This is a genomic window from Streptomyces sp. NPDC006923 (genome assembly GCF_040635655.1).
GTDB lineage: Bacteria > Actinomycetota > Actinomycetes > Streptomycetales > Streptomycetaceae > Streptomyces.
In genome coordinates, this window is the sequence record NZ_JBEYIF010000012.1 from 112,118 (window position 1) to 136,436 (window position 24,319).

The window sequence follows — 24,319 nt, forward strand, 5'->3', positions numbered from 1 at the left end:
GTTGTCCGTTCTGAGGGCGTCCGGGTGGGTGCGGGCCGTGTGCTCCCGTGTACTCCATGCTGCTGGGGCCGGGACCTCCGCACCATGAGGACGGTCTCCGTTTTCGCCCTGGGGTTTTCCCCACCTCATAGCTGTGGTTCCGCCCCGCGTGGGACGTCAGACCTTGCCGCGCGGGCGCCAGGGCAGCTCGGCCGTGACGACCGTCGGCCCGCCGACCGGGGAATCGAGGACGAACAGCCCGTCGACCGCGCCCAGCCGCTCGGCCAGCCCGGACATGCCCGTACCGCCGTCCAGCCGCGCGCCGCCGCGCCCGTCGTCCTGGACCTGCACCAGCAGCCGGTCGTCCGCCCGCCACACATCGACGGCCGCGGTCCGCGCCGCACTGTGCTTGCTGACGTTCTGGAGCAGCTCGGAGACGGTGAAATAGGCGATGCCCTCGATCGCCTCGGCCGGCCGCTCGCCCAGATCCACCGTCACCTTCACCGGGACCGTGCAGCGGGAGGCGATCGCCGACAGCGCCGCGTCCAGGCCGCGGTCGGTGAGGACCGCCGGGTGGATGCCGCGCGCCAGGTCGCGCAGCTCCTGGAGGGCCAGCTTCACCTCTCCGTGCGCCTCGTCGACCATGAGGGCGGCCCCCGCCGGGTCCTCCGTCAGCTTCTCCTTGGCGAGGCCGAGGCCCATGGCCAGGGCCACCAGACGGGCCTGTGCGCCGTCGTGGAGGTCGCGCTCGATCCGGCGCAGGTCGGCCGCCGCCGTGTCCACGACCACACCCCGGTCCGACTCCAGCTCGGCGATCCGCCGCTCCAGCTCGTCCGACGGGGAGAGCAGCCCCCGCACCATCGCCCGGTCGGCATTGGTCAGAGCGCGTGCCACAAACGGCAGGACCGGCCAGAGAACGAACAGTCCCACCAGGGTGACACTGAACGTCACCACGGCCCAGGGCAGCCGGATGAATTCGTACAGCACCGTCCGCCAGGCCACCGGATCCTTCAGCCCCGCCCACACCCAGCCCAGGACGCCCTCGGGACGGCGCCCGCGCGCGTGCAGCGGACTCGGTTCGTCGATTCGCACGCCCAGCAGCGCGCGCGCCCGCGCGCGCTCCGCCCGGCCGAGCAGCCGTGCGCCCGTGAGCCCGCCGACGAGCCAGGGCAGCCCGATCACCGTCACCGACAGCCCGACACCGGTGGAGATCGTGAACACCACATAGACAAAACCGATCAGTGCGACCGGCAGATTCGCGAGGAGATGGGCGATCTCCTTCCAGGTGTGCCGGTCGTAGGCGAAGCGCACGGGTGGCGGCCGGTCATGGTCGGGAAGGCTGCTGATCGCGGTCATAGCCACCAAGCCTGCCGGGCCCGGACGCCGGACGCCATGGGGTTGCTGGGGGGCCTGGAGTAGGGGTAACCCCCCTGTGCGAGACGCACCTGCTTACCGTCTCTTTAACAGGGCCTAGACTCCCGTCCGTACAGATCGTCGAAGACGCTACGGGTCAGGGAGCGAGGGACGGACGTGCCGGAACCGACCGTTCTCGCGTCGGACTACTTCCAGAGCTATTCGGTGGTCGGACTGCTCGCGGTCGTCGGCGCGCTGTTCGTCGCCGTGGCCTTCGGAGCGGGCCGGCTGCTGCGGCCGGTGGTGCCGACGCCGGAGAAGCTGCTCACCTACGAATGCGGTGTCGACCCCGTCGGCGAGGGCTGGGCGCACACCCAGGTCCGCTACTACGTCTACGCGTTCCTGTATGTGATCTTCGCGGTCGACTCGATCTTTCTGTTCCCGTGGGCGACCGTCTTCGCCGCTCCCGGCTACGGCGCCACGACACTGGTCGAGATGTTCATCTTCCTCGGCTTCCTGGCCGTGGGACTGCTCTACGCATGGAAGAAGGGCGTCCTCGAATGGACGTGACCCCGCAGTCGCTGCCGGTGCTGCCCGAGAGCGGCCCCGCGGTGAAACGTCTCGGCGTGCTCTCCCGCCTGGCCCCCGAGCCGATGAAGGTGGTCCTCAACTGGGGCCGCCGCTACAGCCTCTGGGTCTTCAACTTCGGGCTGGCCTGCTGCGCGATCGAGTTCATCGCCGCCTCCATGGCCCGGCACGACTTCATCCGGCTCGGTGTGATCCCCTTCGCACCGGGACCGCGCCAGGCCGACCTGATGGTGGTGTCCGGCACGGTCACGGACAAGATGGCGCCCGCGGTGAAGCGGCTGTACGAGCAGATGCCCGAGCCCAAGTACGTGATCTCCTTCGGCGCCTGCTCCAACTGCGGCGGCCCGTACTGGGACTCCTACTCCGTGACCAAGGGCGTCGACCAGATCATCCCCGTCGACGTCTATGTACCGGGCTGCCCGCCGCGCCCCGAGGCGCTGCTCCAGGGCATTCTGAAGCTCCAGGAGAAGATCGCCAGGGAGTCGCTCGGCGAGCGCTACGGCTCGGGAGGCCGGCCCTCGGCCGCCGCGCTGCGCAGCGGCCTGGTCCAAGCCCCGCCCACGCCCGGGGAGAGCACCACGTGAACGCCCACGACCGGAACGCGCACGCGCCGAACGACCACGACCGGCTGCCGGACGCCGTCACCGAGATCTTCGGCGCGGACGCCACGGCCGAGCGCGCCTATGACCTCCTGACCGTCGACGTCCCGCCCGAGGCGTGGATCGACGCTCTCGAAACCGCCCGTGACCGGCTGCGCTGCACCTACTTCGACTGGCTGAGCGCGGTCGACGAACCGGGCACGGGCTTCCGGGTCTGCGCCCATGTGGCCGCGCTGGAGGGCGGTACGGTCCGCCGGCTGCTGGTCCGTACGACCGTCCCGCATGCGGCCGCCGTGCTGCCCACGGCCGTCGGGGTCTACGCGGGAGCCGGCTGGCACGAGCGGGAGACGCACGAGATGTTCGGCGTCTCCTTCACCGGCCATCCGAACCTGGCCCCGCTTCTTCTTCCCGAGACCTTCGAGGGCCATCCGCTGCGCAAGGACTTCGTCCTCGCCGCGCGTGTCGCCAAGGCGTGGCCGGGCGCCAAGGAGCCGGGGGAGCCCGCTGCGGGCGCGGAACACGGCGGGCCCCGGCGCCGCCAGATGCTCCCGCCCGGTGTCCCCGACCCGAACGAATGGGGTCCGCTCAAGGGCCAGCTCCCCCCGGCGCCCAGCCGCCCCGCCCGGACGGCCCGCGCCGCCGGCGACCGGCCGGCCCGTGGGGCCCGGGGTGTCCCGGAGGGCCCGGCGGGCGAACAGCCGGAGGGCACGGCGCCGCCGCGCCGGACACGCGGCGCGTCCGAGGGCTCGGCGAGCCGGCCCGCGCGGCCACGGACCGGCGGTGCCGGAGTGACGCCGGGGGAGACCGGGCCCGCGCCGTCGGCGGCACCGGAACCGGCACGCGAGGAAGGCACCGGCGCGGCGGACACCACCGGAGAGGCCGCGCCCGGTACGCCGGGCGCCGCACCGGGCCGCCGGACGCGGAGCGCGTCGGGGGGCTCGGCGTCCCAGCGGCGCGAGCCGTCCGCACCGGACGCCCCGTGGCACCACCCCCGCCCGGCCTTCGAGAACGGCGGCGACGGCGACGGCGACGCCGAGGCGGAGGACCGGCCCGGCCGCCGGGCCCAGCAGGACCGGCCCGGCAGGGCCGTGCCCGACGAGCCCGACGGACCCGAGCGGGCCGCCCCCACCGACGCCCCCGAGAGCGACCGCCCAGAAGGAGACGCGTGAACGACGTACTCGACGTCGCCCTCCGGCTGGTCGTCGTCTTCGCCGTGTTCCTGGTCCTCCCGCTTGTCGTCGGGCAGACCGAACACAAGGTGATGGCCCATATGCAGGGCCGCCTCGGTCCCATGTACGCCGGCGGCTTCCACGGCTGGGCCCAGCTCGTCGCCGACGGCGTGAAGTTCGCGCAGAAGGAGGACGTGGTCCCGGCGGACGCCGACCGCCGTGTCTTCCAGCTCGCTCCGGCCGTCGCCCTCCTGCCGTATCTGCTCGTCCTGGTGGCCATTCCGATCGGCCCGGGCTCCGGCGCGGTCGGCCAGGTCGTCGACGCCGGCATCTTCTTCGTGCTCGCCGTGATGGGTGTGGGAGTGCTCGGCTCGCTCATGGCGGGCTGGGCCTCGGCCAACAAGTTCTCGCTGCTCGGCGGTCTGCGTACCGCCGCGCAGCTCCTCGCGTACGAGCTGCCGATGCTGCTCGCCGCCGCCTCCGTCGCGATGGCGGCGGGCACGGTCTCCCTGCCCGGCATCCTCGACGCCTTCCAGTGGTGGTGGCTGCCGTGGCAGATCATCGGCGCCCTGGTCTTCTTCACCGCCGGCCTCGCCGAACTCCAGCGCCCGCCCTTCGACATGCCGGTGGCCGACTCCGAGATCATCTTCGGCGCCTACACCGAGTACACCGGGCTGCGCTTCGCGCTGTTCCTGCTCGCGGAGTACGCGGGCATCGTCGTCCTCTGCGGGCTGACCACCGTCCTTTTCCTCGGCGGCTGGCACGGACCGCTCGGAGCCGACGGGCTCGGCTGGGTCTGGACCCTCCTCAAGACGGCCGTCCTCGCTTTTGTCGTCATCTGGCTGCGGGTGAGCTATCCGCGGCTGCGGGAGGACCAGCTCCAGAAGCTCGCCTGGACCGGACTCATCCCCCTCGCTCTCGCGCAGATCGCGCTCACCGGCATCGTGAAGGTGGCGATCAACTGATGCCCCCGATCCCCGGCTCCGGCCTGGCCAAGGGCCTGGCGGTCACCCTGCGGACCATGACGAAGAAGTCCGTCACCGCGCAGTATCCGGAAGCCCAGCCCGAACTACCGCCCCGCAGCCGCGGGGTGATCGGGCTGTTCGAGGAGAACTGCACGGTCTGCATGCTCTGTGCCCGTGAGTGCCCCGACTGGTGCATCTACATCGACTCCCACAAGGAGACGGTCCCGGCGGCCGTCCCCGGCGGCCGGGAGCGGAGCCGTAACGTCCTCGACCGGTTCGCCATCGACTTCGCGCTCTGCATGTACTGCGGTATCTGCATCGAGGTCTGTCCTTTCGACGCGCTTTTCTGGTCGCCGGAGTTCGAGTACGCGGAGACGGACATCCGTGAACTCACCCACGAGCGGGACAAGCTCCGCGAGTGGATGTGGACGGTGCCGGCGCCGCCCGCGCTCGACCCGGGGGCGGAAGAGCCGAAGGAGATCGCCGCCGCCCGCAAGACGGCCGAGAAGCAGGCCGCCGCGCGACAGCAGGAGCACACACGGGAACAGGAGGAGGGCGAGTGAGCCTCGCGGCAACCGCCTCGGCCGTGTCCGCCGCGTCCGGACACGGTTTCCTCTCACCGAGCGGCGTCGAAATAGCCTTTGTCCTCGTCGGTCTCGTCACCCTCGGCGCGGCCCTGGTCTCCGTGACGACCAGGCAACTCGTCCATGCCGCGCTCTGGCTGGTCGTGGCACTGGGCGGGCTGGCCGTCGAATACCTGCTGCTGACGGCGGAGTTCATCGCCTGGGTGCAGGTCCTGATCTATGTCGGTTCCGTGGTGGTCCTCCTGCTGTTCGGTCTGATGCTCACCAAGGCGCCCATCGGCCGTTCCCCGGACGCCGATTCGGAGAACCGGCCCGTCGCGCTGGCCGTGGCCGTCGCCGCGGCGGCCGCCCTGGTCTGGGTGGTCGTGGACGCGTTCCGTACGACCTGGATCGACCTGGAGGGACCGGCCCAGGGCTCCACCGAGGTGTCGGGCCGGATCCTGTTCCGGTACTGGGTACTGCCCTTCGAAGCGCTCTCCGTCCTTCTGCTGGCCGCGCTGGTCGGCGCGATCGTCCTGTCCCGCAAGGACAGCGGAGCGGCCGACGACAACGGCGCACCCGGCAGCGCCGCCGCCGACCGCAGCGGCAAGGAGCAGCGCTGATGCATCTCGCCTATCCCGCCGTACTCGCGGCCCTGCTGTTCTGCACCGGGGTGTACGGAGTACTCGCGCGCCGGAACGCGATCCTCGTCCTGATGTCCGTCGAGCTGATGCTCAACGCCGTGAACCTCAACCTGGTCGCCTTCGACGTCTGGCTGCGCGACACCCTCCACACCGGCCAGGCGCTCACCCTCTTCGTCATCGCCGTCGCCGCCGCGGAGATCGGCATCGGACTGGCGATTGTCCTGATGGTCTACCGCAACCGCGGCACCCCGGACGTGGACAAGCTCAGGGACACCGCCGAGCACCCGGACGACGGCACGGACGACACCGACGGCACAGAAGGCACCGAGGGCGCCGAGCCGGAGGAAACCACCGCCCCGGCACAGAAGACTGAGGCCACCGCGTGACCACCACGACCCTCGCCGTCCTCGTCCCCCTCCTTCCGTTCCTCGGAGCCGTCGCCGGACTGCTGCTCGGCCGTACCTCACCCGGTTTCGTCCGCCCGCTGGCCGTCCTGCCGCCCCTGGCGTCGGCCGCCCTCGCCGTGGTCGTGGCCGTACGCCTGGGCGGTGGCGCCGGTGACGGAACGCCGCCGCTGGACGCCGCGACCCGGCTCACCCCCACCGGCTCCGTCCCCGTCGACCTGGCCCTGCACATCGACGGCTTCGCGGCCCTGGTCGCCGTCCTCGTCGCCGTGGTCGCGTCCTGTGTGCAGCTCTACTCGACGGGCTATCTGCGCGACGACGCGCGCTACCCCTCGTACGCGGCTCTTGTCTCCCTCTTCACCTCCGCGATGCTGCTCGTCGTCTACTCCGGCGACCTGATGGTGCTGCTGGTCGGCTGGGAGATCATGGGCATCTGCTCCTACTTCCTCGTCGGCCACTACTGGGAGACGCCCGAGGCGCGTGCCGCCTCGCTGAAGGCGTTCCTGGTCACCAAGCTGGGCGACGTCCCCTTCCTGTTCGGGCTGTTCGCGCTCGCGGCCGACGCCGGCACCTTCCGTATCACCGGTGTGCTGGAGACGGTCGCCGACGGCGGGCTCGACCACCCCACCCTGATCGCGCTGCTGCTGCTCGCCGGAGTGGCGGGCAAGTCCGCGCAGTTCCCGCTGCACACCTGGCTGCCCGACGCGATGGCGGGCCCCACGCCCGTCTCCGCACTCATCCACGCCGCGACGATGGTCGCCGCCGGTATCTACTTCGTGGCCAGGCTGCTGCCCGTCTTCGCCGCGTCGCGGGCCGCCCTGCTCGTCCTGGCCGTGATGGCGGCCGTCACGATGGTCGGCTCGGCCCTCGCGGCCCTCGCCCAGGACGACATCAAACGCGTGCTCGCCTACTCGACCATCGGCCAACTCGGCTACATGTCGGGGGCCCTGGCCGTCGGCGACCGGGGCGCGGCCGTCTTCCATCTCCTCTCGCACGGCGCCTTCAAGGCTCTTCTCTTCCTCGGCGCCGGCGTGATCATCCATGCCGCCGGCACCAACTCGCTCGCCACCATGTCCCGGATGCGCGGTCTGCCCAAGCGCATCCCGGACGCCTACTGGACGATGACGATCGGGCTGCTCGCGCTCGCCGCGATCCCTCCGTTCGCGGGCTTCTTCTCCAAGGAATCGGTCCTGGTCGCCGCCGAGCACACCGCCCTCGGCGAGTCCGGCGTCGCCCCGGGCGCCGCGGGCTGGACCGTGCTGATCGCCGGACTGGCCACCGCGCTCCTCACCGCCGCGTACGCCACCCGCCTCTGGCTGCTGGCCTTCCGCGGCCATGGCGTGGACGCCCCCGACCACGGCGGCGGACCCGTCGTGATGAACGCCGTCCTCTGGGTGCTGGCCATCCCCTCCCTCGCCCTCGGGCTGACCGTCGGACTGCTTCCGCGCTGGTTCGACGGACACAGCCTCGCCCCGAACCTCACCACCTCCATCCTGGGCACCGGGGTCGCGCTCGTCGGCGGTCTGGTCACCTACGGGAGCTGGCGCCACACCACAGCCCTGGCCGCCCGGACACCGATCGGTGCCGTCACCGCCCATCCCGGCGGCGAACCCGCCCTCTCCGAGGCGGAAGCCATCGAGACGCACGTACCCGTCTACGGCGACATCGCGGCGGCCTCCGACCCGGCCGACCCCGCCCGTCTGCTGCTGGGCCCGCTCCACCGTCACGCGGCGTCCGGCTTCCATCTCGACGCCGTCCACCACACCCTCTTCGTACGTCCCGTCCTGGCAGCGGCCCAGCTCGTCCGCTTCCTCGACCGGGAGGTCATCGACGCGTACGTACGCGCCGCGGGGGCCGGCAGCCGCCGGCTCGGCGACGCCGTACGGCGCGCGCAGACCGGCAATGTGCAGACCTATCTCAGCGCCCTGCTCGCCGGCTCCGTCCTCCTGGCGATCGCCGCCGTACTCGTCGCCGCCGGAGCGTGAGCCGTGATCGATATCAGTGAATCCGTGATGCAGGCCCTTCTCGCGTTGATCGTCGCGGGGCCGCTCGTCGGCGCCGTGGGCGCGCTTCTCCCGGCCCCTCCCGGGCTGCGCGGCAAAAGCCCCGACCAGGCCGTGCTCCGCCACGGCGTGACCGTGACCGGCGCCATCCTGGTCGCCGCGATCGTGCTGGCCCTCGGCTTCGACCACGACCACCCGTCAAGAATGCAGGCCACGACGGACATCAGCTGGATCGCGGCGCTGGACGTCCGGATCCACCTCGGCATCGACGGCATTTCGCTCCCCCTTCTGGTCCTCACCGCGCTGCTGACCTTCCTCTGCGCGCTCCACAGCTACGCCAAGCAGCAGCGGGCGCCCGGCGCCGCCGGCCCCTCGCCCAAGGCGTTCGTCGCCCTGCTGCTTCTCCTCGAATCCGGCACCCTCGCCACCTTCGCCGTCCTCGACCTGGTGCTCTTCTTCCTCGCCTTCGAGATGGTGCTGATCCCGATGTACTTCCTGATCGCCCGCTGGGGCGGTTCGGAAGGCGTCACCGGCGGCAGGCAGGCCGCCGCCTCGAAATTCATCCTCTACACGCTGCTCGGTTCCGTGATCATGCTGCTGGGCCTGCTCCTCATCGGGCTCAAGGCGGGCACCTTCGACATGGTGGCACTGGCCACTGACAACGGCCGGGGTCTCAGCACATCCGTGCAGGTCATCGCCGTTCTCGCGATCGGTCTCGGCCTCGCGGTGAAGACGCCGATGTGGCCTCTGCACAGCTGGCTGCCGGACGCCCACACCGCCGCCCCGACCGTGGGCTCCGTCCTGCTCGCCGGTGTGCTGCTCAAGATGGGTACGTATGGCTTCGTCCGTATCGTGCTCCCGATCGCGCCGGACGGGATGCGGTCCTTCGCGCCCTGGCTCGGTGCCCTGGCCGTCGTCGGCATCGTCTACGGCTCCCTCGCCTGTCTCGCGCTCGCCCGGCAGGGCGCCGGCGGCGACCTCAAACGGCTGATCGCCTACTCCTCCGTCGGCCACATGGGCTTCGTCCTGCTCGGCATCGCGACCATGACCCCCACCGGTGTCAACGGCGCGCTCTTCGCCAACATCGCCCACGGCCTCGTCACCGGCCTGCTGTTCTTCGTGGTCGGAGGGGTCAAGGACCGCTACGGCACCGCCGACCTCGACACCCTCTCCGGGGCCGCCGGAGCCGCGCTCTACGGCCGCGCCCCGCGCCTCGGCGGCCTGCTCGCCTTCGCGGCCGTCGCCTCCCTCGGCCTGCCCGGCCTCGCGGGATTCTGGGGCGAGATGCTCACCATGTTCGGCGCCTTCGCCCCGGCGGACGGGCTGAACCGCCCCGCCTTCCTCACCTTCATGGCCGTCGCCGGCTTCGGCACCCTGCTCACCGCGGCGTACCTCCTGATCGTCGTGCGCCGCGTCTGCATGGGCGCGAAGGCCCCGGCGGCGCCGCCCCTCGCCGATGTCCAGCCGTATGAATACGCCGCCTGGACCCCGCTCGTCGCCCTGACCGTCCTCGCCGGACTCTGGCCCGCGGTCCTCCTCGGCCTCACCGACCCGGCCGTGCAGAAGCTCCTCTCAGGAGGCAAGTCGTGACCGTGGCCGCCGAGAGCGCCGCCAGCCTCGTCCAGTCCGTCGACTGGCTCGCGATCGCGCCTCCCACCCTCACCGCCGCGGTCGCGCTGATCGTCCTGGTCGCGGACCTCTTCGTACCGGAGCACCGCAAGCCGCTCCTCGGCGGTGTCGCGATCGCCGGCCTGATCGCCGCGCTCATCACTCTGGTCCCGCTGCGCGGCGGGGGCCGTTCGACGTTCTGCCTCACCACGGACGCGGCCGCCTGCAGTTACACCGTCGACCGCTTCGCGCTGGCCATCCAGCTCCTGGTGCTCGGCGGGGCGCTGCTCACGGCGCTGCTGTCGCTCACCGGGAACCGGAAGCTCCCCATGGGTGAGTTCTGGTTCCTGCTGCTCGCCTCGGCGGCCGGCGCGGCCCTGCTGCCCGCCGCCCGCGATCTCGCGACCCTGGTGGTGGCCCTCGAAGTCGCCTCCCTCCCCGCCTTCGCCCTGGTCGGACTCCGGCGCGGCGACCGGCTCTCCGCCGAGGCCGCGCTGAAGTTCTTCCTCTCCTCCGTCACCGCGACCGCCGTGATGCTGCTCGGCGTCAGCTTTGTCTACGCCGCGACCGGCACCCTGTACCTCAGCCGGATCGCCGAACGGCTCGATCAGGTCCCGGGCCAACTGGACACCCTCGCCAAGGCGGGCATCGCCCTCACGCTCGTCGGCTTCGCCTTCAAGACGGCCGCGGCCCCCTTCCACTTCTGGGTCCCCGACACCTATGTCGGCGCGCCCCTGCCCGTCGCCGCGTATCTCTCCGTCGTCGGCAAGGCGGTCGGCTTCTCGGGCCTCATCCTGGTGACCGTCGTCGCCTTCCCCGCGTACGGGGACGTGTGGGGGCCGGTCGTCGCGGTCATCGCCGCGCTCACCATGACCGTCGGCAATGTCGCCGCGCTGCGGCAGCCGGCCGGCCGCGCCCGGAGCGCGGTACGGCTGCTCGCCTGGTCGTCGGTGGCCCAGGCGGGCTACTTCCTGGTGCCGGTCGCCGCCGCGGCGTACGCGGGCGACAAACAGATCGGCTCCACCGTCGCGTACGCCCTGATGTACGCCGTGGTGAACCTCGGCGCCTTCGCCGTCGCCGCGCTCGTGGCCCGTACGAACCCGCTGAACCGTGTCTCGGACTACCGTGGCCTCTACGCGCGGCGGCCCCTCGTCGCCCTCGCGATGGCTTTCTTCCTGCTCTGCCTGGCCGGGCTGCCGCCCGGCGTCATCGGCCTGTTCGCGAAGGTCACCGTCTTCTCGGCGGCCGTCGACGCGGGCCTCGGCTGGCTCGCCGTTGTGATGGCCGTCAATGTGGTCATCGCCCTCGCCTACTACCTCCGGTGGACGGCGATCCTCTTCCGGGCCCCGGAGGGCCGGCAGGAGCCGGCGGCCCCGGGCATCCGGGCCGGGCAGGCCGGGCAGGCGGTGCTGGAGGCCCCGGCGGCGCTCACGGTGGCCATTGTCATGACCGCCGTCGTCGGCATCGTCCTGTCCGTGGCGCCGCAGCTCGTCCTGCGCTTCACGGACATCGGCCTCTTCTGAGACGGCCCCGCGACAGCCCTCCGCTGTGACCGCCGGCTTGCGAGACGGCGGCCCGGTTTCCGGACCGTCGGGCGCCCTCCCCGACACGGCACCCGTTCGGCGTACGCCCTGCCCCGACGGCACAAGGGAACCCGCGCCGCCCGCCTGGCGTTCACCTGTACGCAAGGGTCCACTGAAGAGTGGAGCGCAACAGGCAGCATCAGGAAAAGGGTTCCCCTGCCGCACCACTTGGAGGGCGTACCGTGCACCGCCGGCACAACGGACTCAGGACTGCCCTACTCCTCGGGGGCCTGTCCGCCCTCATCATCGCGATCGGCAGTTTCTTCGGCCGGACGGGGCTGATCGTCGCCGTTCTGGTGGCGGTCGGTACCAACGCGTACGCCTACTGGAACAGCGACAAGCTCGCACTGCGCGCCATGCGTGCCCGGCCCGTCAGCGAATTCGAGGCGCCCGAGCTCTACCGCATGGTCCGCGAGCTCTCGACCGCCGCCCGCCAGCCCATGCCGCGGCTGTACATCTCGCCCACCCAGGCCCCCAACGCGTTCGCCACCGGGCGTAACCCGCGCAACGCCGCCGTCTGCTGCACGGAGGGGATCCTGCAGATCCTCGACCAGCGTGAGCTGCGCGGTGTCCTCGGGCACGAACTGAGCCATGTCTACAACCGGGACATCCTGATCTCCTCGGTCGCCGGGGCCCTCGCGTCGGTCGTGATGTTCCTGGTGAACTTCGCCTGGCTCATCCCCGTCGGCCGCTCCGACGACGACGAGGGGCCCGGCATCTTCGGCCTGCTGCTGATCATGATCCTGGGCCCGCTCGCGGCCTCCGTCATCCAGCTCGCGGTGAGCCGCTCGCGGGAGTACGCGGCGGACGCCTCCGGCGCGCAGATCACCGGTGACCCGCTCGCTCTGGCCAGCGCGCTGCGCAAGCTCGATGCCGGGACGAAGCAGCTTCCGCTGCCGCCCGAGCCGCGCATCGAGACCGCCAGTCACATGATGATTGTGAATCCCTTCAGGCCCGGGCAGGGGTTCGCGAAGCTGTTCTCCACGCATCCGCCGACCGCGGAGCGGGTCGCCCGGCTGGAGCAGATGGCAGGTCCTCGACCATGAAGACAGTCCTCAATGTCATATGGCTCGTCCTGTGCGGACTCTGGATGTGCCTCGGCTACCTGCTGGCGGGCGCGCTGCTGTGCCTCACGATCATCGGAATACCCTTCGGCGTGGCCGCCTTCCGCATTGGGATCTACGCCTTGTGGCCCTTCGGGTACGCGGCCGTCGAGCGCCCGGACGCCGGCGCGCCCTCCTGTGTCGGCAATGTCCTGTGGCTGGTTCTCGCCGGCTGGTGGCTCGCTCTCGGCCATGTCCTGACCGGTATCGCGCTCTGCGTCACGATCATCGGCATCCCGCTCGGCTTCGCCAACTTCAAGCTGATCCCGGTCTCGCTGATGCCGCTCGGCAAGGAGATCGTGCCCACGGACCGTCCCTTCGCGGCCCGCTGACCCCGCCCGGCCGCCACCGGCCCGGTACGACGCCCGCTGACCCCGCCGGAGCCCGAGGGCCAGGTCAGGCCATGCGCCGTGGGCCGCGCCCCCTCGATGCCCGCAACCGTTCCCCGCTCTCGCGGCGTCCTACGGGGCAACACGGCACGAAAGGCAGGTTGATGGCATGGGCATCATCAGTTGGATCATTCTCGGACTGCTCGCCGGAGCCGTCGCCAAGATCCTGCTCCCGGGCCGGGACCCCGGCGGGCTGATCGGCACCACGCTCATCGGTGTGGCGGGAGCCTTCATCGGCGGCTGGATATCGGCCCGCTGGCTCGACCACCCCATCAACAAGCAGTTCTACGACGGTGCCACCTGGGTCGCGGCCATCGGCGGGGCGCTCGTCCTGCTGATCGTCTACCGGATCCTCTTCGGCCACTCCAGGTCGCGGGAGCGCTGACGCCCCGGCCACCGGCCCAGGTGCCGTCCCGGCACGTCCTAGCCGAGGCCGGTCTCCCGCAGGGTGATGTTCAGCCGTCCGCCGCTGAGGCCCGTCGCGGGGTCGGCGGTCCCGGGACGGATCCGGGGCACCCCGTGATACGCGAGGCGGGCCGGCCCGCCGAAGACGAAGAGATCGCCCGAGAAGAGGGCGACATCCGTGTACGGCCGCCCCCGGTGCTCCGTGTTGCCGAAGCGGAAGACGCAGTCGTCGCCGATGCTCAGGGACACCACCGGGGCACTGGACTTCTCGTCCTTGTCCTGATGCATCCCCATCCTGGCGCCGCTGTCATAGAAGTTGATCAGCGCGGTGTCCGGGGTGTAAGCGGCACCGGCCGCCGCGTCGCCGTACGCCTCGGTCACCGCCGCGCGGCCCAGCCGCACGAGCCAGTCGGGAAACGCCGCGACGGGGGCGCCGTTCACATCCCCGGCGGTCCGGGTGTAGCGGTAGGGCTGCCAGTGCCAGCCGACGCAGACCGTCTGTACGGACATGACACCGCCGCCCGGCAGCACGGTGTGCCGGATCGGCACCGGGCCGCGCGCCCAGCCCCGGCACGCCTCGACCAGCTCCCGCTGCCGCTCCTCGGACAGCCAGGCCGGCACATGCACGGCCCCGGGCGTGACGACCGTCCGTGGCCGGGGGAAGAGCTCTCCGGTCATGACACCGGCGCACCCCCCGGCCCGGGAAGCCGTTCACCACGCTCGGGCCCGGTCGCCGGCGGTCCTTCGATCGTCGTGTACACGGTCATCGCTTGTTCCTCTCCGCACGGCGCCTTCCGCCGTCGACGAGTGAGGAGGCCGGGGGCGAGGAGATCCGGGGGTGACGGATCCGACCGCCGGGCCCGCCACGGCTCCGGCGTCACGTCCCCGGGGAGGGCACGGAGGCGGCGGCGATTCGTCCGCGCCGCCTCCGTACCGCCCTCGTCACCGGTAGTTCACGAACTGCAGCGCGAAGTCGAAGTCATGCCCCTTCAGCAGGGCGATCACGGCCTGCAGATCATCACGGCTCTTCGAGCTGACCCGCAGCTCGTCGCCCTGCACCTGCGCCTTGATGCCCTTGGGGCCCTCATCGCGGATGATCTTCGCCACCTTCTTCGCGTTGTCCTGGGAGATGCCCTCCTCGATCGTCGCGAAGATCTTGTACTCCTTGCCGGAGAGCTGCGGCTCGCCGGCGTCCAGCGCCTTCAGCGAGATGCCGCGCTTGATCAGCTTGGACTGGAAGACGTCGAGGATGGCATTGACCCGCTCCTCGGAGTTCGCCTGCATCAAGATCTTCTCGCCGGACCAGTCGATCGAAGCTCCGACGTTCTTGAAGTCGTAACGCTGGGAGATTTCCTTGGCGGCCTGGTTGAGGGCGTTGTCGACCTCCTGCCGCTCGACCTTCGAGACGATGTCGAAACTGGAGTCGGCCATGTCCTGTGGCTCCTTGTATCGGTGCTTGTCGGGTGCTTGGTCGGGTCCCGCCGCGCGGTGGGAAACCACCGACCGCTGCCGTAAAGCCTAGTCACCCGCACCCGCCCCGAGCGCTGATCAATCCGGTGGCGGAGCACCCCTGGGCATCGGGTATCGTTTACGTCGTTGCCAAGGAGCACCGCCTGAAAGCGGCCCCTCCGACTGGCAGCGATATCCCATGGCGGTGTGCCCGAGTGGCCAATGGGAGCGGACTGTAAATCCGTCGGCTTAGCCTACCCAGGTTCGAATCCTGGCGCCGCCACGCGATAACGATGGCCCTTGATCCCCGAAAGCGGATCAAGGGCCATCTGTGCAAGTGGGACAAGGACCGTCCGCCGCTTCCGGGGAGGGACCGGCCGGCGGCCGTGCGCGGCCAACTCCGTGTGGATCCGGGCCGGTTGCTCCCTGCCGCTCCGGACGGTCCTGTCCCCGGACGGTCGCCGCCGCCCGCCCCGTACGCGACCGGAAGCTCAGCCGGCCGCGACCGCCCGGACCGCGTCCGCCACCGGAACACTCCCGCTGATCAGATCCAGCGTCAGCCCCGCCGTCCCCGGGGTGTTCAGCAGCTCCAGCAGCACCGCCGCCACATCGTCGCGCGGCACCGGACCGCGCCCCGTCGACTCCGCCAGCAGGACAAGACCGGTCCCGGGGTCGTTCGTCAGCATCCCGGGCCGCAGGATCGTCCAGTCGAGCGCCGTTTTGGACCGTACGTGCACCTCCGCCTGGCCCTTGGCGCGCAGATACACGTCGAAGACGTCGTCGCCCGGGTGGTCCGGATCGGCGGCCGTCGAGGAGACGAGGAGATGGCGCCGTACGCCCGCGCGCTCGGCGGCGTCCGCGAAGAGCACCGCGGCGCCGCGGTCCACGGTGTCCTTGCGCGCCGTACCGCTGCCCGGGCCCGCGCCCGCCGCGAACACCGCCGCGTCCGCGCCCTCCAGCACGGCCGCGACATCCGCGACCGAGGCCGACTCCAAGTCCAGGACGACCGGTTCGGCACCGATGGCCCTCAAGTCCTCCGCCTGCTCGGGTTTGCGGATGATGCCCGCGACCCCGTGTCCGCGCGTGGCGAGCAACCGCTCCAGCCGCAGCGCGATCTGACCATGTCCTCCGGCGATCACAATTCGCATGCTCACGACCGTACGTCCATGGCGCCGTTCGCGCTCAGGGGCCGGGGTGACCGAAGTCGGACCGGCCCTGCCGCGGCAGTTCCAGCGCGGCGGCGGCGGCCGAATCGCAGTACTCCCGCACCGCGCTCGTACGCGCCACCACCCGCCCCCGGTGGATGACGATCCTGCTGTACGCGAGGGACAGCGCGCCCTCGATCCGGTCCCCGCGCACCGCCAGCAGTTCGGCGGGAAAGCCCGCCTCCACGCGTACCTCCGGCAGCCCCATCGCGGCCCGCGCCGCCGTGCTCACCGTGGCGTACGCGTCCGCCGCCCGCAGTCCGCTCTGCGAGGCCAGCAGATACGCGGCCTCCAGCGGATCACCGCGCCCCACCGGATTCGAGACGTCGCGCAGCGCCCCGCTGCCCGCCGCCACCCGGACGCCGGCGGCCCGCAGCAGGCGCACGGGAGCGACGGAACGCTGGGCAGGGCCTTCGCGTTCCATCCCGCCGCAGCCGCCCTGCGGCAGGCAGACCACCGTCACACCCGCCGCGGCGAGCTGGTCCGCGGCGCGTGCCGCGACACCGGCCGGCAGCCAGGCCAGCCCCGCGCACGGCCCGAGCGTCACGCCCGGCCGCATACCGCCCGCCATCGCGGCGAGGCGTCCGAGCCGGGCCGGATCGTCACCATCCGTGTGCAGATCGACCGGACAGCCGTGCTCGGCGGCGACCTCCAGCACGGCCTCCACATATCCGGCCGGGTCCGGGTCGAGGTCGGGGCAGCCGCCCACCACTCCCGCGCCCATCTTCACCGCGTCGCGCAGCATCGCGAGCCCGTCGGCGCCCGCGACCCCGGTGAGCAGTCGCGGCACGGCGACGGCGGTGAGATCGGTCAGTCCGCGCAGCGAACGCCGTGCGCGGAGCACCGCCGCCATCCGCCCCAGCTCCTGCGCGTCCCCGATCCGTACATGGGAGCGCACGGCGGTCGCGCCGTGTCCGAGCTGTAGCAGCGCGGCCTCGGTGGCCCGGCGCTGCACGTCCTCGGGGGCGTAGGAGACGGGCTCGTCCAGGGTGAGCGCGGTGAGCGCGGTGTCGTTGTGGGCGTGCGGCTCGGCCGGTGCGGTCAGCAGCAGATAGCCGGCGAGGTCCAGGCGGGTGCCGGGCGACGTGAGGCTGCCCGCCGTGCCCACGGCCTCGATCCGGCCCGCGCCGAGTCGGACGTCGACGGTGCGGCCGTCGCTGAGAAGGGCGCCGCAGAGGACGAGCGCGGTGGTGTCGGCCGTGGTGCCCTCGTCGGGCGGCTGCGGCTGGCTGTCGGACATCACGCTCCTGATGGGGCTTCCTGGTCGGGCTCCGGGGCCGCGCGGACTCCGGAGCTCTGGCGGACAAGATCACGCAGCGCGCAGTCGAGACTAGTGCCCCTTTCTGTGAGTTTTGTCCCGTCGTGACGCCTCGTCGCGTTGTTGGATCGGTCGAGTACGTCCAGGAGGAGAACGATTCCCCGGCGGGTGATGTACCGCAGTGGAGGCCATGGGTTCTGCCGCGAAGAGGACCGGCGGCGCCCGGATATCGCGGTCGCGGGGGTCCGAAGAGGAGTCGGACAGTCGTACCGGAGCGACCGCCGGTGGCGCGTGTGGCAGGTGGGGTGAGCGGCCAAGAAACGGATTTGGGCGATCGGCGAAAGACCGTGTAATGTCTTCATCGCTCGCCCCAATAGCTCAGTCGGTAGAGCGTCTCCATGGTAAGGAGAAGGTCTACGGTTCGATTCCGTATTGGGGCTCAGATGTTCGGTGATCCTCGCCTTCGGGCGAGGAGATCCAGCATCGAAGCGGTGTAGCTCAGTCGGTAGAGCAAGCGGCTCATAATCGCTGTGTCACCGGTTCAAGTCCGGTCACCGCTACACACGGTAGCCGATTGTGGGGTCGGTCCTTCGATCGGCTACTCTTTTATGCGTTCATCTGTTCATCCGTTGTCCGTCCAAGGAGCACTCACGTGGCTGCCACCGACGTCCGCCCGAAGATCACGCTGGCCTGCGTGGAGTGCAAGGAGCGGAACTACATCACCAAGAAGAACCGGCGTAACAACCCGGACCGTCTTGAGATGAAGAAGCACTGCCCGCGCTGCAACTCGCACACCGCGCACCGCGAAACGCGCTGAATCAGGCTCGTATGCGAGGCCGTCCCCCTCTGGGGACGGCCTCGTGTCGTTTGTAGTGGTCACATCCAGGAGAGGGAGCGAGTTCATGGCGCTCGATCAGTCCTTCGTGGGGCGGACCTATCCGCCCACCGAGCCGTACGAGGTCGGCCGGGAGAAGATCCGTGAGTTCGCCGAGGCGGTGGGCGACACCAATCCGGCGTACACCGACCCGGAGGCCGCCAAGGCGCTCGGGCACTACGACCTGATCGCCCCGCCGACGTTTGTGTTCGCGATCACGTTCAAGGCCGCCGGCGAGGTCGTCGCCGATCCGCAGCTCGGGCTGGACTACAGCCGGGTGGTGCACGGCGACCAGAAGTTCGCGTACTCCCGTCCGGTGCGGGCCGGTGACCGGCTGTCCGTCACCTCGACCATCGAGGCCATCAAGTCCCTCGCGGGGAACGACATCATCGACGTCCGCGGCGAGGTGCACGACGAGGCCGGCGAACATGTCGTGACCGCCTGGACCAAGCTGGTGGCGCGCGCCGCCGAGAGGGCGTGAGGGTGATGACCGCGAAGATCGGTTACGACGAGGTCGAGGTCGGTACGGAGCTGCCGGCGCGCAGCTTCCCGGTCACCCGCGCGACGCTGGTGCGGTACGCGGGCGCCTCCGGTGACTTCAACCCGATCCACTGGAACGAGAAGTTCGCCAAGGAGGTCGGGCTGCCGGACGTGATCGCGCACGGCATGTTCACCATGGCCGAGGCGATCCGTGTGGTGACCGACTGGGCGGGCGACCCGGGATCCGTCGTCGAGTACGGCGTCCGCTTCACCAAGCCGGTCGTGGTGCCCAATGACGAGCGGGGCGCCGTGATCGAGGTCAGCGCCAAGGTCGCGGCCAAGCTGGACGACAAGCGGGTGCGCGTGGATCTGACGGCCACCAGCGCGGGACAGAAGGTGCTGGGGATGTCCCGCGCCGTCGTCCGTCTGGCCTGAGCCGCACCTCGTACCCGTGACCGTCTGACCGCGGCGGACACGTACGGTCCGCGGCCCCTCCCGGGCGGAGGCGCCACGGACCGTACTCTTGTCCCCGTGCAGGAACTCCACGACGCGCCCCTCGCTCCTCTGACCACCTTCCGGCTCGGCGGTCCGGCGGCCCGTCTGGTCACGGCCACCACCGACGACGAGGTGATCGCCGCCGTCCGCGAGGCGGACGCCACCGGCACGCCGCTCCTGATCATCGGAGGCGGCAGCAACCTGGTGATCGGGGACAAGGGCTTCGACGGCACCGCGCTGCGCATCGCGACCCGCGGCTTCGCGCTCGACGGCACCACGCTGGAGCTGGCCGCCGGCGAGATCTGGAGCGACGCCGTCGCCCGTACCGTCGAGGCGGGCCTCGCGGGCATCGAATGCCTCGCCGGTATCCCCGGCTCGGCCGGCGCCACCCCGATCCAGAACGTCGGCGCGTACGGCCAGGAGGTGTCCAGCACCATCACCGAGGTCGTCGCCCACGACCGTGCCACCGGCGAGACCGTCACCCTCGCCAACGCCGACTGCGCCTTCTCCTACCGCCACAGCCGTTTCAAGGAACACCCCGGACGCTATGTCGTCCTGCGGGTCCGCTTCGCGCTGGAGGACGCCGGCGGGCTCTCCGCCCCCGTCAAGTACGCCGAGACGGCCCGTGCCCTCGGCGTCGAGCCGGGCGACCGCGTGCCCGCCGCGACCGCCCGCGACACCGTCCTCCGGCTGCGGGCCGGCAAAGGCATGGTGCTGGACCCCGAGGACCACGACACCTGGTCGGCCGGCTCCTTCTTCACCAACCCGGTCCTGACCGACGAGGAGTACGCGGACTTCCTCGTCCGCGCCCGGGCCCGCCTCGGCGACGACGTGAGCCCGCCCGCGTTCCCGGCGGGGGAGGGGCGCACCAAGACGTCCGCGGCCTGGCTGATCGACAAGGCGGGGTTCGCCAAGGGATACGGCACGGGCCCGGCCCGTATCTCCACCAAGCACACCCTCGCCCTCACCAACCGGGGCGACGCGACCACCGAGGATCTGCTCGCCCTCGCGCGCGAAGTGGTGGCCGGTGTGCACGCGGCCTTCGGCATCACGCTGGTCAACGAGCCCGTGACGGTGGGCGTCAGCCTCCGGGCGGCGGGCTGACCAGCCAGCTGTCGATACCCGCGAGCAGCTTCTCCCGCATCGGGGGCTCCGCGGCGGACCCGCGCACGGACTGCCTGGCCAGCTCGGCCAGCTCGCTGTCGCTGAAGCCGTGGTGGCGGCGCGCCAGCTCGTACTGCGCCACCAGGCGCGAGCCGAACAGCAGCGGGTCGTCCGCGCCCAGCGCCATCGGCACCCCGGCGTCGAACAGGGTCCGCAGCGGCACGTCCTCCGGCTTCTCGTAGACGCCCAGCGCGACATTCGAGGACGGACAGACCTCGCAGGTCACCTCGCGCTCCGCGAGCCTGCGCAGCAGCTTCGGGTCCTCGGCCGCCCGCACGCCGTGCCCGATCCTGGCGGCGCGCAGATCGTCCAGGCAGTCCCGTACGGACGCGGGTCCCGTCAGCTCTCCGCCGTGCGGCGCGGCCAGCAGCCCGCCGTCCCTGGCGATGGCGAACGCCCGGTCGAAGTCCCTGGCCATGCCGCGGCGTTCGTCGTTCGACAGCCCGAAGCCGACGACTCCCCGGTCCGCGTACCGCACCGCGAGCCTGGCCAGGGTCCTGGCCTCCAGCGGATGCTTCATGCGGTTCGCCGCGACCAGCACCCGCATGCCGAGACCCGTGTCGCGCGACGCGCTGTCCACGGCGTCCAGAATTATCTCCAGGGCCGGGATCAGTCCGCCGAGATGGGGAGCGTACGAGGTCGGGTCGACCTGGATCTCCAGCCAGCCCGAGCCGTCCCGCACATCCTCCTCGGCCGCCTCGCGCACCAGCCGCTGGATGTCCTCCGGCGTACGCAGACAGGACCGGGCGATGTCGTACAGCCGCTGGAAGCGGAACCAGCCGCGCTCGTCGGTGGCGCGCAGTCTGGGCGGTTCGCCGCCGGTCAGCGCCTCGGGGAGATGAACGCCGTACTTGTCGGCGAGTTCGATCAGGGTCGTGGGCCGCATGGATCCGGTGAAGTGCAGATGCAGATGGGCCTTGGGCAGCTGACTCAGATCGCGAGGTCGGGTGGTGCTCTCCATTTGAAGATCCTGCCGCACGGGAACCTGCCCTGCCAGCCCCTTTCCCCCAATGAGTTCGGCCCGAACGAAGAAACGGGCCCCCGGCCGAGGCCGGGAGCCCGCTGTGGCTCGTGCGATCCGGGGCGCCTTCGCGTCAGTCCCGGGCCTCCGCGAGCAGCTTCTGGATCCGGGCGACGCCCTCGGCCAGGTCCTCGTCGCCGAGGGCGTACGACAGCCGCAGATAGCCCGGAGTGCCGAACGCCTCACCGGGGACGACCGCGACCTCGGCCTCGTCGAGGATCAGCGCGGCCAGTTCGACGGACGACCGCGGCCGCTTGCCGCGGATCTCCTTGCCGAGCAGCCCCTTGACCGACGGGTACACATAGAAGGCGCCTTCCGGCAGCGGGCAGAACACGCCTTCGATCTCGTTCAGCATCCGCACGATCGTCTGGCGGCGGCGGTCGAAGGCCGTCCGCATCTCGGCGACCGCGGTCAGGTCGCCGGAGACGGCGGCGATCGCCGCGGCCTGCGAGACGTTGGAGACATTGGACGTGGCGTGCGACTGGAGGTTGGTCGCGGCCTTCACGATGTCCTTGGGGCCGACGACCCACCCCACGCGCCAGCCGGTCATCGCGTACGTCTTGGCCACGCCGTTCACCACGACGCACTTGTCGCGCAGCTCCGGCACGACGGCCGGCAGCGAGGTGAACGCGGCGTCGCCGTAGACGAGGTGCTCGTAGATCTCGTCCGTCATCACCCAGAGGCCGTGCTCGACGGCCCAGCGGCCGATCGCCTCGGTGTCGGCCGCGCTGTAGACCGCGCCCGTGGGGTTGGACGGCGATACGAAGAGCACCATCTTCGTGCGCTCGGTGCGGGCCGCCTCAAGCTGTTCGACGGAGACCCGGTAGCCGGTGGTCTCGTCGGCCACGACCTCTACCGGGACACCGCCGGCCAGCCGGATCGACTCGGGGTACGTCGTCCAGTACGGAGCCGGGACGATGACCTCGTCGCCCGGATCGAGGACGGCCGCGAACGCCTCGTAGATCGCCTGCTTGCCGCCGTTGGTCACCAGGACCTGGGAGGGCTCGATCTCGTAACCGGAATCACGCAGCGTCTTCGCGACGATGGCGGCCTTCAGCTCGGGGAGCCCGCCGGCCGGCGTGTAGCGGTGGTACTTGGGGTTGCGGCACGCCTCGACCGCGGCGTCGACGACATAGCCGGGGGTCGGGAAGTCGGGCTCGCCCGCGCCGAAACCGATCACCGGACGCCCGGCGGCCTTCAGGGCCTTGGCCTTGGCGTCCACGGCGAGGGTGGCGGACTCGGAGATCGCGCCGATGCGGGCGGAGACCCGGCGCTCGGTGGGAGGGATTGCAGCGCTCATAAGGGCCATGGTCCCAGACCTGAAACCTCCCCGGCACACAGGTTTCACGGAGCGGACGGAAGCGGGCGGGCGGCGCCGGCGCGCAAGAGGACGGGAGTGCGCGCGGTCCCGGCGGGGATCGTTGGGGATCGCTCCGGGTGAAGCTGTTCGACGCGGGGGCCGCGACCACGTACACTCACTCGTCGTTGGCCCTCAGCAGCCAAGTCCGTACCGGGCACTCCGTGCATCCGGTCGGATGCGGTAGGTTGGGGATCGCAAAGGGTCGTAGCTCAATTGGTAGAGCACTGGTCTCCAAAACCAGCGGTTGGGGGTTCAAGTCCCTCCGGCCCTGCTACACACTCCTCCGCCAGGATGTGTGCGCATGTACGTACATTCAATGCTTCGCCGTGCGGCTCCCCCGGGCGCGGCACGGCCACGACCCGGAATCAGGTGAGAGAGCGTGACGGACGCCGTGGGCTCCATCGACAAGCCTGATGCCGACGATGAGGCCGCTGAGTCGAAGAAGCCCCGTAAGGGTGGCAAGCGCGGAAAGAAGGGCCCACTGGGCCGTCTCGCGCTCTTCTACCGTCAGATCGTCGCCGAGCTGCGCAAGGTCGTCTGGCCGACTCGCAACCAGCTGACGACGTACACCACAGTGGTGATTGTCTTCGTTGTCATCATGATCGGTCTGGTGACCGTGATTGACTATGGATTCAACCAAGCGATCAAGTACGTCTTCGGCTGATCCCGCGAGGGCGCCCCGCGCGGCGCCCCTTTCGCGTGTTCCACCCATTGAGCCAGGAAGAAGCAGCCACCGTGTCTGACCCGAAACTGAACGACGCCAGCGAGTCGGTGGAGTCCGTGGAGGACGAAACCGACATCGTCGAGGCGGCGGACGCTGTCGAGCCAGACCAGGCCGAAGCCGCTGACGTCGCCGCGGGCGAGCCGGCCGAAGAGGCCGCTCTCACCGTCGAGGACGACGAGAGCGAAGCCGAGGACGCCGAAGGCGCTGACGAGGCCGACGACGAATTCGCGGACGAGGCGGACGAGACCGAAGCAGCGGGCGACGCCGAGGACGAGGCCGCCCCGGTGGCCGCCGCCCCCGTCGACGCGGTGGCCGCTCTGCGTGACGAGCTCCGTGGTCTGCCCGGCGAGTGGTATGTGATCCACACCTACGCGGGCTACGAGAAGCGCGTGAAGGCGAACCTGGAGCAGCGTGCCGTCTCGCTGAACGTCGAGGACTTCATCTATCAGGCCGAGGTCCCCGAGGAAGAGATCGTCCAGATCAAGAACGGCGAGCGGAAGAACGTCCGCCAGAACAAGCTCCCGGGCTATGTCCTGGTGCGCATGGATCTGACGAACGAGTCCTGGGGCGTCGTCCGTAACACCCCCGGCGTCACCGGCTTCGTGGGCAACGCCTACGACCCGTACCCGCTGACCCTGGACGAGATCGTCAAGATGCTCGCGCCGGAGGCCGAGGAGAAGGCGGCCCGTGAGGCCGCCGAGGCCGAGGGCAAGCCGGCCCCGTCCCGCAAGGTCGAGGTCCAGGTGCTGGACTTCGAGGTCGGTGACTCGGTCACCGTCACCGACGGCCCGTTCGCCACGCTCCAGGCGACCATCAACGAGATCAACGCCGACTCGAAGAAGGTCAAGGGCCTTGTCGAGATCTTCGGCCGAGAGACCCCGGTCGAGCTGAGCTTCGACCAGATCCAGAAGAACTGAGCCGTCCGGGCCACTTC

At 70.7% G+C, this 24,319-nt stretch carries 26 protein-coding genes and 4 tRNA genes; 23 read left to right on the plus strand and 7 right to left on the minus strand.

Annotation, left to right across the window (positions count from 1 at the left end; genetic code table 11):
- Positions 1 to 156: 156 nt before the first annotated feature.
- On the minus strand, positions 157 to 1,335 hold the full coding sequence (locus tag ABZ707_RS23785; RefSeq protein ID WP_360178458.1) for a sensor domain-containing protein: 1,179 nt from the start codon (positions 1,333 to 1,335) through the stop codon (positions 157 to 159).
- 174 nt (positions 1,336 to 1,509) lie between these two features.
- Between ABZ707_RS23785 and ABZ707_RS23790 the strand changes: the two genes are divergently transcribed.
- The 13 genes from ABZ707_RS23790 to ABZ707_RS23850 all read left to right on the plus strand — a co-directional run bounded on the left by ABZ707_RS23790 (position 1,510) and on the right by ABZ707_RS23850 (position 13,335).
- Entirely contained in the window at positions 1,510 to 1,902 is a 393-nt protein-coding gene (locus tag ABZ707_RS23790; RefSeq protein WP_360178461.1) for an NADH-quinone oxidoreductase subunit A, read from the plus strand.
- Entirely contained in the window at positions 1,893 to 2,504 is a 612-nt protein-coding gene (locus tag ABZ707_RS23795; protein ID WP_360178464.1) for an NADH-quinone oxidoreductase subunit B family protein, read from the plus strand. The genes ABZ707_RS23790 and ABZ707_RS23795 overlap by 10 nt, the downstream gene beginning before the upstream one ends.
- Positions 2,501 to 3,688, plus strand: coding sequence for an NADH-quinone oxidoreductase subunit C (locus ABZ707_RS23800; RefSeq protein WP_360178467.1), 1,188 nt, complete (start codon positions 2,501 to 2,503; stop codon positions 3,686 to 3,688). Before ABZ707_RS23795 ends, ABZ707_RS23800 begins: the two co-directional genes overlap by 4 nt.
- Positions 3,685 to 4,653 carry a complex I subunit 1 family protein gene (locus ABZ707_RS23805; RefSeq protein ID WP_360178470.1) on the plus strand — a complete coding sequence of 323 codons (969 nt, stop codon included), beginning with the start codon at positions 3,685 to 3,687 and terminating at the stop codon, positions 4,651 to 4,653. Before ABZ707_RS23800 ends, ABZ707_RS23805 begins: the two co-directional genes overlap by 4 nt.
- Positions 4,653 to 5,216 (plus strand): NADH-quinone oxidoreductase subunit I, encoded by a 564-nt coding sequence (locus ABZ707_RS23810; RefSeq protein WP_360178473.1) that lies wholly within the window; start codon positions 4,653 to 4,655, stop codon positions 5,214 to 5,216. The genes ABZ707_RS23805 and ABZ707_RS23810 overlap by 1 nt, the downstream gene beginning before the upstream one ends.
- Positions 5,213 to 5,839 (plus strand): NADH-quinone oxidoreductase subunit J, encoded by a 627-nt coding sequence (locus tag ABZ707_RS23815; RefSeq protein ID WP_360178476.1) that lies wholly within the window; start codon positions 5,213 to 5,215, stop codon positions 5,837 to 5,839. Before ABZ707_RS23810 ends, ABZ707_RS23815 begins: the two co-directional genes overlap by 4 nt.
- Positions 5,839 to 6,246: an NADH-quinone oxidoreductase subunit NuoK gene (gene nuoK, locus ABZ707_RS23820; RefSeq protein WP_360178479.1), complete on the plus strand. Its 408-nt coding sequence runs from the start codon at positions 5,839 to 5,841 to the stop codon at positions 6,244 to 6,246. Before ABZ707_RS23815 ends, nuoK begins: the two co-directional genes overlap by 1 nt.
- The gene (locus tag ABZ707_RS23825) at positions 6,243 to 8,249 is read left to right on the plus strand and encodes an NADH-quinone oxidoreductase subunit L (protein WP_360178482.1); all 2,007 of its coding nucleotides are present in this window, start codon (positions 6,243 to 6,245) and stop codon (positions 8,247 to 8,249) included. Before nuoK ends, ABZ707_RS23825 begins: the two co-directional genes overlap by 4 nt.
- A 3-nt stretch (positions 8,250 to 8,252) precedes the next feature.
- Positions 8,253 to 9,857 carry an NADH-quinone oxidoreductase subunit M gene (locus tag ABZ707_RS23830; RefSeq protein WP_360178485.1) on the plus strand — a complete coding sequence of 535 codons (1,605 nt, stop codon included), beginning with the start codon at positions 8,253 to 8,255 and terminating at the stop codon, positions 9,855 to 9,857.
- A complete protein-coding gene (locus tag ABZ707_RS23835; protein ID WP_360178488.1) occupies positions 9,854 to 11,398 on the plus strand; it encodes an NADH-quinone oxidoreductase subunit N in 1,545 nt (514 codons plus the stop codon). Before ABZ707_RS23830 ends, ABZ707_RS23835 begins: the two co-directional genes overlap by 4 nt.
- Positions 11,399 to 11,640: 242 nt before the next feature.
- Positions 11,641 to 12,504, plus strand: coding sequence for a zinc metalloprotease HtpX (gene htpX, locus ABZ707_RS23840; RefSeq protein WP_360178491.1), 864 nt, complete (start codon positions 11,641 to 11,643; stop codon positions 12,502 to 12,504).
- Positions 12,501 to 12,893: a YccF domain-containing protein gene (locus ABZ707_RS23845; RefSeq protein WP_360178494.1), complete on the plus strand. Its 393-nt coding sequence runs from the start codon at positions 12,501 to 12,503 to the stop codon at positions 12,891 to 12,893. The genes htpX and ABZ707_RS23845 overlap by 4 nt, the downstream gene beginning before the upstream one ends.
- Before the next feature lie 166 nt (positions 12,894 to 13,059).
- Positions 13,060 to 13,335, plus strand: a complete 276-nt coding sequence (locus ABZ707_RS23850) for a GlsB/YeaQ/YmgE family stress response membrane protein (RefSeq protein WP_360178496.1) — start codon at positions 13,060 to 13,062, stop codon at positions 13,333 to 13,335.
- 38 nt (positions 13,336 to 13,373) lie between these two features.
- Here ABZ707_RS23850 and ABZ707_RS23855 read toward each other — a convergent pair whose 3' ends face one another.
- Both ABZ707_RS23855 and ABZ707_RS23860 read right to left on the minus strand, forming a co-directional pair.
- On the minus strand, positions 13,374 to 14,033 hold the full coding sequence (locus ABZ707_RS23855; RefSeq protein ID WP_360178499.1) for an alpha-ketoglutarate-dependent dioxygenase AlkB: 660 nt from the start codon (positions 14,031 to 14,033) through the stop codon (positions 13,374 to 13,376).
- A gap of 264 nt (positions 14,034 to 14,297) precedes the next feature.
- Entirely contained in the window at positions 14,298 to 14,786 is a 489-nt protein-coding gene (locus tag ABZ707_RS23860; protein ID WP_360178502.1) for a YajQ family cyclic di-GMP-binding protein, read from the minus strand.
- 219 nt (positions 14,787 to 15,005) lie between these two features.
- Here ABZ707_RS23860 and ABZ707_RS23865 point away from each other — a divergent pair.
- Positions 15,006 to 15,087, plus strand: a tRNA-Tyr gene (locus ABZ707_RS23865).
- Positions 15,088 to 15,295: 208 nt separating this feature from the next.
- On the opposite strand, the gene ABZ707_RS23870 is transcribed toward ABZ707_RS23865, so the two are convergent.
- Together ABZ707_RS23870 and ABZ707_RS23875 are read right to left on the minus strand one after the other, a co-directional pair.
- The gene (locus ABZ707_RS23870; RefSeq protein WP_360178505.1) at positions 15,296 to 15,952 is read right to left on the minus strand and encodes an SDR family oxidoreductase; all 657 of its coding nucleotides are present in this window, start codon (positions 15,950 to 15,952) and stop codon (positions 15,296 to 15,298) included.
- Between the two features lie 34 nt (positions 15,953 to 15,986).
- The gene (locus tag ABZ707_RS23875) at positions 15,987 to 17,249 is read right to left on the minus strand and encodes an amidohydrolase family protein (protein WP_360178508.1); all 1,263 of its coding nucleotides are present in this window, start codon (positions 17,247 to 17,249) and stop codon (positions 15,987 to 15,989) included.
- A 385-nt stretch (positions 17,250 to 17,634) separates the two neighbouring features.
- Between ABZ707_RS23875 and ABZ707_RS23880 the strand changes: the two genes are divergently transcribed.
- The 6 genes from ABZ707_RS23880 to ABZ707_RS23905 all read left to right on the plus strand — a co-directional run bounded on the left by ABZ707_RS23880 (position 17,635) and on the right by ABZ707_RS23905 (position 20,220).
- A tRNA-Thr gene (locus ABZ707_RS23880) sits at positions 17,635 to 17,707 on the plus strand.
- A 47-nt stretch (positions 17,708 to 17,754) separates the two neighbouring features.
- A tRNA-Met gene (locus ABZ707_RS23885) sits at positions 17,755 to 17,827 on the plus strand.
- Between the two features lie 92 nt (positions 17,828 to 17,919).
- On the plus strand, positions 17,920 to 18,084 hold the full coding sequence (gene rpmG, locus ABZ707_RS23890; protein ID WP_003956487.1) for a 50S ribosomal protein L33: 165 nt from the start codon (positions 17,920 to 17,922) through the stop codon (positions 18,082 to 18,084).
- 85 nt (positions 18,085 to 18,169) lie between these two features.
- Positions 18,170 to 18,622, plus strand: coding sequence for a MaoC family dehydratase N-terminal domain-containing protein (locus tag ABZ707_RS23895; RefSeq protein ID WP_360178511.1), 453 nt, complete (start codon positions 18,170 to 18,172; stop codon positions 18,620 to 18,622).
- A gap of 5 nt (positions 18,623 to 18,627) precedes the next feature.
- Positions 18,628 to 19,056: a MaoC family dehydratase gene (locus ABZ707_RS23900; protein WP_360178514.1), complete on the plus strand. Its 429-nt coding sequence runs from the start codon at positions 18,628 to 18,630 to the stop codon at positions 19,054 to 19,056.
- 96 nt (positions 19,057 to 19,152) lie between these two features.
- Positions 19,153 to 20,220, plus strand: a complete 1,068-nt coding sequence (locus ABZ707_RS23905) for a UDP-N-acetylmuramate dehydrogenase (protein WP_360178517.1) — start codon at positions 19,153 to 19,155, stop codon at positions 20,218 to 20,220.
- Here ABZ707_RS23905 and ABZ707_RS23910 read toward each other — a convergent pair.
- Together ABZ707_RS23910 and ABZ707_RS23915 are read right to left on the minus strand one after the other, a co-directional pair.
- A complete protein-coding gene (locus ABZ707_RS23910; RefSeq protein WP_360178520.1) occupies positions 20,198 to 21,241 on the minus strand; it encodes an adenosine deaminase in 1,044 nt (347 codons plus the stop codon). The two genes, ABZ707_RS23905 and ABZ707_RS23910, sit on opposite strands and share 23 nt — an antisense overlap.
- A gap of 133 nt (positions 21,242 to 21,374) precedes the next feature.
- Positions 21,375 to 22,601, minus strand: a complete 1,227-nt coding sequence (locus ABZ707_RS23915; RefSeq protein WP_360178523.1) for a pyridoxal phosphate-dependent aminotransferase — start codon at positions 22,599 to 22,601, stop codon at positions 21,375 to 21,377.
- Between the two features lie 258 nt (positions 22,602 to 22,859).
- Here ABZ707_RS23915 and ABZ707_RS23920 point away from each other — a divergent pair.
- The 3 genes from ABZ707_RS23920 to nusG all read left to right on the plus strand — a co-directional run bounded on the left by ABZ707_RS23920 (position 22,860) and on the right by nusG (position 24,302).
- Positions 22,860 to 22,932: transfer RNA gene (locus ABZ707_RS23920), tRNA-Trp, on the plus strand.
- 108 nt (positions 22,933 to 23,040) lie between these two features.
- On the plus strand, positions 23,041 to 23,325 hold the full coding sequence (secE, locus tag ABZ707_RS23925; RefSeq protein ID WP_319680003.1) for a preprotein translocase subunit SecE: 285 nt from the start codon (positions 23,041 to 23,043) through the stop codon (positions 23,323 to 23,325).
- A gap of 71 nt (positions 23,326 to 23,396) precedes the next feature.
- A complete protein-coding gene (gene nusG / locus ABZ707_RS23930; RefSeq protein ID WP_360178526.1) occupies positions 23,397 to 24,302 on the plus strand; it encodes a transcription termination/antitermination protein NusG in 906 nt (301 codons plus the stop codon).
- The last annotated feature ends 17 nt before the right edge of the window (positions 24,303 to 24,319 follow it).

Excerpts from the sequence above, each read along its gene's own strand:
- ABZ707_RS23850 (WP_360178496.1), top strand. The coding sequence starts at position 13,060 with ATGGGCATCATCAGTTGGATCATTCTCGGACTGCTCGCCGGAGCCGTC.
- ABZ707_RS23795 (WP_360178464.1), top strand. The coding sequence starts at position 1,893 with ATGGACGTGACCCCGCAGTCGCTGCCGGTGCTGCCCGAGAGCGGCCCC.
- ABZ707_RS23870 (WP_360178505.1), bottom strand. The coding sequence starts at position 15,952 with ATGCGAATTGTGATCGCCGGAGGACATGGTCAGATCGCGCTGCGGCTG.
- ABZ707_RS23855 (WP_360178499.1), bottom strand. The coding sequence starts at position 14,033 with ATGACCGGAGAGCTCTTCCCCCGGCCACGGACGGTCGTCACGCCCGGG.
- ABZ707_RS23915 (WP_360178523.1), bottom strand. The coding sequence starts at position 22,601 with ATGAGCGCTGCAATCCCTCCCACCGAGCGCCGGGTCTCCGCCCGCATC.
- nuoK (WP_360178479.1), top strand. The coding sequence starts at position 5,839 with ATGCATCTCGCCTATCCCGCCGTACTCGCGGCCCTGCTGTTCTGCACC.
- ABZ707_RS23810 (WP_360178473.1), top strand. The coding sequence starts at position 4,653 with ATGCCCCCGATCCCCGGCTCCGGCCTGGCCAAGGGCCTGGCGGTCACC.
- ABZ707_RS23910 (WP_360178520.1), bottom strand. The coding sequence starts at position 21,241 with ATGGAGAGCACCACCCGACCTCGCGATCTGAGTCAGCTGCCCAAGGCC.
- ABZ707_RS23845 (WP_360178494.1), top strand. The coding sequence starts at position 12,501 with ATGAAGACAGTCCTCAATGTCATATGGCTCGTCCTGTGCGGACTCTGG.
- ABZ707_RS23895 (WP_360178511.1), top strand. The coding sequence starts at position 18,170 with ATGGCGCTCGATCAGTCCTTCGTGGGGCGGACCTATCCGCCCACCGAG.
- ABZ707_RS23900 (WP_360178514.1), top strand. The coding sequence starts at position 18,628 with ATGACCGCGAAGATCGGTTACGACGAGGTCGAGGTCGGTACGGAGCTG.
- ABZ707_RS23875 (WP_360178508.1), bottom strand. The coding sequence starts at position 17,249 with ATGTCCGACAGCCAGCCGCAGCCGCCCGACGAGGGCACCACGGCCGAC.
- ABZ707_RS23860 (WP_360178502.1), bottom strand. The coding sequence starts at position 14,786 with ATGGCCGACTCCAGTTTCGACATCGTCTCGAAGGTCGAGCGGCAGGAG.
- ABZ707_RS23785 (WP_360178458.1), bottom strand. The coding sequence starts at position 1,335 with ATGACCGCGATCAGCAGCCTTCCCGACCATGACCGGCCGCCACCCGTG.